Origin of the sequence: Photorhabdus sp. CRCIA-P01 (genome assembly GCF_003545805.1) — a bacterium.
GTDB classification, from domain to species: Bacteria; Pseudomonadota; Gammaproteobacteria; order Enterobacterales; family Enterobacteriaceae; genus Photorhabdus; species Photorhabdus antumapuensis.
Window position 1 is genome coordinate 1 of the sequence record NZ_NMQR01000091.1, and the last position, 5,957, is coordinate 5,957.

Sequence of the window (5,957 nt, forward strand, 5' to 3'; positions counted from 1 at the left end):
GGCGGGCGTCAACTGTGTCACCAGACGCGTCACCCCGCCATCCCGCAATGACTGCGCCAGCCGCAACAGAAAATCGTGACGGATTTCCGCTATTGCCTGTCCCATGCCCCGGCTCGTCAGCGTTGGTATCAGGCTATCCAGACCCTGCGCCAGCCTCTCAGCCGTCCCCTCTTCTGACAGAAAACARCCCACCGTCTGAGTTGGCCGGTCGCGCTGGTCCCAGTGGCTGTGACGCACATTCCACACATACACCGGCGCCTGCCAGCCCAGCTGTTGGCCCTGTTTCTCCAGCATACGCAACGCGGTCTCTATCTGCGTCCGCTGGCTGAGTTGGTCTTCGGTCATCACCCACACCACCCCATCCAGCGGGCGACGGCGACGCAGTTGGCGCAACGCCTGTAACTGCGCTTTATCCGGCGGCGTCTGCAAACTGCCGCCCCACAGCAACAGGTTATGCTCGCCCTCTTGCCATTTCTGCTGAACGAGACCAGGAGCTATCTGATCTACTTCTTGATCTTCGCCCATCACCAGTAAGATACGTACTTTGCTACGCCAAAAGCGACCATAACGTCGACTGAGGTGAAAATTGATCATCTCCCTATTTTCATCCTCAGATGTATAAATTTTTAACCGCTCTTCCCTGGCCGGACGCATACCTTGTTGCTCGATTTCCCTTCTGATGTATTCCTGCCGATAGATCCCAACGATTAGCGGGAAAAGGCGCAATACACTCAAGATCAATACAGATAATCCCCAGGCAAATATCTTTTTATCATTTTCATCCAATCCGATTTTTTCACCGTAAGACCAGATACAAAATGCCAATATAGAAGCAACAACGATAAATAGCAGTGCATTACCGATTTTGGTCCATTTATTACTGATCATTTTTATTCTTTCTCCAATGCCTGAACGGTATTTACTGTCCAGTTACAATCATCTTTCACTAAAACTAAATAATTCCCTGAATGGTATTGAGACAAATCAATAGCCAACCCGGTTGCCAACCAATAAGCGCCCGGACCAGCCAGACCAATAAACTTTTCAATATTTTTAATTCGTTCCAGTTTTAATGCTGCATTCTGCTCTTGAATCACTGGCATAATTTGTGAAGTATAGGAATACATATCGTTATCACCCCCTAACATACCTATAGCTTCTTTCGCCGATAATTGGGTATTAATAAAGGTTTTAAATTGTTGTTCAAAATTTTCAGAGTCAATTTCCATCGGTCGATAAATTCTGGCTTTCTCAGTCAACTCAAATTTTTGTGCCAAGTCATCTGTTGCCATCAGAAATACCCCCAAACCTTCTGAAAATTGTCCGGTACTTTCAATTTGCAGCAATATTAACAATTGCACTTCACTGGCAGGATCTTTTAACCAATGTTCAATATACATTGCCGACAAATAAGGCACTAGATTTAATTGAGACAATGGCTTACGTGAAGGAAAAATCGATTGCCAATTTTGTTGCAATATCATTTCTAGTTCTTCATATTTCTGCTCAAGACAATTGGTGATAACCGTTGTATAGATTGGCCTGTCAGACGGTAGTTCAGAAATAGCATTTTCTACACTATGTAACAATATCTTTACTGAGTCCTGCCATTTATTTTCTGACCATGAAAAATAGTCTATTACTTTTTTCTCACCATATTGAGCGGCAATTTTCGGCTCTTCCTGCACGATAGTCCCGGCTGTTATTTTCTCCGGTAAAAATACACCATTGTGTAATACAGACATATATCGATTGGCCCAGTCTTGCCATTCTTTCTCGATATATTGATTCTCTTGATGCCAAAGACGATACATCTCCAGCTGGTAACCAAAGAGAGATAACCGAAGCCCAAATGCGGCCAGCCATATCAGGCCCACAGTACCCAGGATCATCCACCCTTGCTGCTGCCTGAGAAATTCAGACCATAACAGATAGCAGGCAATACAGACGCAAATAATCGCAATGAATGAGACAAGCCAACGCCATAATACCGGCGAAACAGGCTTTTGCTGTATTGCTATCACGGGTTTATTCCAGCCCATATTTTTACCCTATAAAAACCTTTGCTACATTTAGATAGATAACCTGACAACCACCATAGGAGAGAATGATATTTAATTACATAGAATCAAATACCATTAACTCTACATCTTATGGCTTTCTCTTTTGATAATAAGTCTCATTACACCCAAATAATATTATAGAATATCTGGAGAGTGAAAAAATTAATCAAACCATAAAATAATTTTTACTTCAGGGAGCTATCCATTGTCAACAAATAATTAATTTCACATATTAAGATTATTCACACAGAACCAGCATGATTACTTCACGTTGGAGCTCAGCAAGTTAATCAATTCACCCCCTTGATCGGGCTGAACAGCCATTGTCTTATATCGCCAACGTCCTGAGTACTTATCAGCATCAACATATATTGTTCCGCTTAATTTACTTCCCTTAATGGGTATTTCCAATCCCGCGCTACTATTGCTGATACTGCCAGAAATAAACCAACCCACCTCAATCGGCTGCCCGATAATATGCTTCACAACAGGATTAGATTGCGCCAGTGATAATGCTTTTTCATAGGGCTCCGAGGATTTCATTGAACCCATGACAAGAGTGAACACGCCCACGATAAATAGGGGCAGAAGACAAAGAATAAGCCATTTCCATTTCCTCACCACCCAGCTACGCTTTTCAGACAGGGAGGGAATATCCGTAATAGCATCGCTATTAGACAAACTCCACTCTTTTTTGATTTTCATCTCTTTAATACCTTTTCATTAGTTAAAATTAGTTCCGATGATAAACTCGAAATCATCGTCAGAATCACGACTTCGCATAATCTGATGTCCAAACTTATTCTTTCTGAGAAGCAAGTTATCCAGTCGCTGACATTTATTACCAGAAACTTTTAGACCCAAAGTTGCATTTTTAGTTTCAAAATAATTTGCTCACACAGCAAAAAATATAATCCAATAATTCAATGCGCCACCACATTTACCTTCTGCCAGCCATGTTGCTCTACGGTCACTTGTGTGCAGCTACTTAATAACGCCACATTCACCGGTTTCAATGGTTCATTGATGTTTGCCTGAACAGCAGGCAATGAGCGATAAATTTCCCGTAAATTTTCAGCATAGTGGCTCGTCTGGATAGTGACCTTCGCGGCAAGAGGAATAAAATTATCACTGCGCCCATAATTTTTCGGCGCTTCACCCTCGCTTAAAAAGGCTATCACTTTTGCTTCATTAGTCTGCCAACTCACCTGCCTATCAATGGTCGGTACTATCTCCATATGTTGCATCACATCCTCGTAGTCGCGCTTTGACTGCACCCATTTTAACGTTGCCAGCACTGCTCGCTTACGCGCATCAAGTATTGTCCCTTTACCACACTTCTGCGCGTCGTGTTTCACCGGATTTGCAACGCCATCCCAGAGATTAGTATCAATCAGAACCGCAATGACCTCCCCCTTGGTTTCCAGTGACACAGACTTTAATACATCTCCCTGACTCGTATTGATTTTTTCTATCAACTCCACCCGCGCTTCTTTACTGTCACGAATAGTTTTTAAATCCAGAGTTAAGTTTTTAACTTCCGGTGGATTAATCACACAGCGAAAACCGTAGCCAGGTGGGTTGCTTTTTGGTTTTTCAAAATAATCCAACGCTATTTTATAGCGATTAATCACCAGATTTTTTTGGTCAATCTGTCCAACAGAGCCTCTCAATACTTTTTCTTTTCCCTTTTCAGGGCCTCGCGGATTATGTTCTGATGAGTGCTGATAATAGTCTGCGGCATACCAATCATTCACCCAATCCTGTCCATTCCCCATCATATCGTACAGCCCTAACGGATTCGGAGGATAAGACCCAACCGGGCGAATATCCCCCGTAAAATTTTTATTCGGTTCATACACATTATTATTGTTGGCAAAAATAAATAACTGACCACGGCTACGGGCTGCATACTCCCATTGTGCCTCCGTCGGTAAATCGACTTTCTCACCACTCACTTTACCCAACCACTGGCAAAAGTCCTTAGCCTCCTGCCAGTACACCGAAGCCGGATATTTTTCTCCCAGCAGAGCTTGATAAGATTCGTATTCTTTCCCAACCTTTTTAAAGTGTTGATAAAAATCATTCTCTGGTAACCCAAGCATCGCCCGGTAACGGTTAAACTGAGCCCAAGTCACCCGGTATTTCGAGATACTAAAACTATCCAGCGTTACCTTATGTTCTGGCTTATTATCCAAATCAAAGCTGTAAGGCAGGTGCTCCGCCACCCGAGGGCCAAAATCCCCCATCATAAAACTGCCACCAGCCACTGGCACCATCTCCGCCAGAGCTTCTTTTACCAAAGACTGCTGCTCTGCCTGAATTTTCTTTTCATCTTTGCAACCTGCCAATGTCAGCAATGCCAGTCCGACCAGAATGAGATAACATGTCGTTCGTTTTATCATTTCAATATTTCCTTGTTGTTGCGGAAATTCTTCAAATCTACAGTTGAATTCTTTGTTTCAGGTAAATTGACTACACAGCGGAAGCCAAAACCCGGTGGATAAACCTTTTCACCAAGATGATAGCTATAGCGATTAATCACCAAGTTTTCTTGATCACTACTTCCGACAGACCCTCTTAATACTTTTTTATCTCCCTTTTTAGGACCTTGTGGATTATGTTCTGGTGAATGCTGGTAATAATCTGCGGCATACCAATCATTAACCCAATCTCGTCTATTACCCATCATGTCATACAGTCCCAGTGGATTAGGAGGATAAGAACCCACTGGGCTAACATCACCCGCAAAATTTTTCCCCAGCTCATACACATTGTTATTATTAGCAAAAATAAATAACTGGCCCCGACTCCGTGCCGCGTACTCCCACTCTGCCTCTGTGGGTAAATCTACCCTCTGACTACTCATTTTTCCTATCCACTGGCAATAGTCTTTAGCCTGCTGCCAGTCCACTGAAGCTGGATAGTTATCCCCAGTACTCTGAACGAAATACGCAACATCTATTGCTCCTTTCAGATAATTGTATGTCGCCGTTTTCGATAACCCCAGAATAGCCAGATAACGGTTAAACTGCCCCCAGGTCACTCGGTATTTTGAGATACTAAAACTATCCAGCGTTACCTTATGTTCTGGCTTATTATCCAAATCAAAGCTGTAAGGCAGGTGCTCCGCCACCCGAGGGCCAAAATCCCCCATCATAAAACTGCCACCAGCCACTGGCACCATCTCCGCCAGAGCTTCTTTTACCAACGCCTGCTGTTCTGCCTGAATTTTCTTTTCATCTTTGCAGCCTGCCAATGTTAGTAATATCAGCCCGGATATCATGGAATAACGCACTATTCTTTCTATCATTTAAATATCCTTACATAACGATGCTGTTCAACAACCACCTGTGTAATACTTTTAAACAACTCTGCATTTACCGGTTTCAAAGGTTCATTCAGGCTTTTAACCACTTCCTCGCTGGTAGGCAGCCAGTCATAAATGTCTTTCAAATTTTTTGCATAATGACTTGGCTCAATAGTGACTTTGGCAGCCAAGGGAACAAAATTATCACTGCGCCCATAAATTTGTGGTGCTTCACCCCGACCTAAAAAGGCAATCACTTCTTCTTCGCCTTTCTTCCAGTCACCTTTTCTGTAGTGGTATAAGAATTCCGGACATCTCACAAGCCTGCTAATCTGATTAACAGTGAAAGTGAGGTATGATGATGAAATTGAAACAGCCAAGATGCCACTATTCCGCTGAATTCAAGTTGGAAGCGGTTCAGCAAGTCATTCTTCATCAGCAACGTGTTGTTGATGTGGCTCGCGCTTTGGGGATAGATACCAGCACACTCGGAAAGTGGGTACGTCAATATAAAGCTGAACAACAGGGGATGACCCCGGCGGGTCAGGCTTTGACTCCCGAACAACGCCGTATACAAGCGCTGG

Annotated in this window: 6 protein-coding genes and 1 pseudogene; 1 reads left to right on the top strand and 6 read right to left on the bottom strand. The window is 43.3% G+C overall.

All coding sequences use genetic code 11. The features are described from left to right. From D3222_RS23220 to D3222_RS23245, 6 genes and pseudogenes are all read right to left on the bottom strand, one after another. A pseudogene (locus D3222_RS23220) lies at positions 1-888 on the bottom strand (ImcF-related family protein); the annotation flags it as partial. 2 nt (positions 889-890) lie between these two features. Further along, a complete protein-coding gene (locus D3222_RS23225; protein ID WP_118988212.1) occupies positions 891-2,042 on the bottom strand; it encodes a hypothetical protein in 1,152 nt (383 codons plus the stop codon). Positions 2,043-2,324: 282 nt separating this feature from the next. After that, a complete protein-coding gene (locus D3222_RS23230) occupies positions 2,325-2,768 on the bottom strand; it encodes a cytochrome c oxidase assembly factor Coa1 family protein (RefSeq protein ID WP_118988213.1) in 444 nt (147 codons plus the stop codon). 218 nt (positions 2,769-2,986) lie between these two features. Continuing rightward, on the bottom strand, positions 2,987-4,468 hold the full coding sequence (locus tag D3222_RS23235) for a formylglycine-generating enzyme family protein (protein ID WP_118988214.1): 1,482 nt from the start codon (positions 4,466-4,468) through the stop codon (positions 2,987-2,989). Further along, on the bottom strand, positions 4,465-5,376 hold the full coding sequence (locus D3222_RS23240) for a formylglycine-generating enzyme family protein (protein WP_118988215.1): 912 nt from the start codon (positions 5,374-5,376) through the stop codon (positions 4,465-4,467). The genes D3222_RS23235 and D3222_RS23240 overlap by 4 nt, the downstream gene beginning before the upstream one ends. After that, positions 5,373-5,753 carry a hypothetical protein gene (locus tag D3222_RS23245; RefSeq protein WP_198672908.1) on the bottom strand — a complete coding sequence of 127 codons (381 nt, stop codon included), beginning with the start codon at positions 5,751-5,753 and terminating at the stop codon, positions 5,373-5,375. Before D3222_RS23245 ends, D3222_RS23240 begins: the two co-directional genes overlap by 4 nt. Here D3222_RS23245 and D3222_RS23250 point away from each other — a divergent pair. Then, positions 5,735-5,957 (top strand): transposase (locus D3222_RS23250; RefSeq protein ID WP_198672909.1); only part of this gene is annotated, 223 nt, incomplete at its 3' end. The genes D3222_RS23245 and D3222_RS23250 overlap by 19 nt on opposite strands.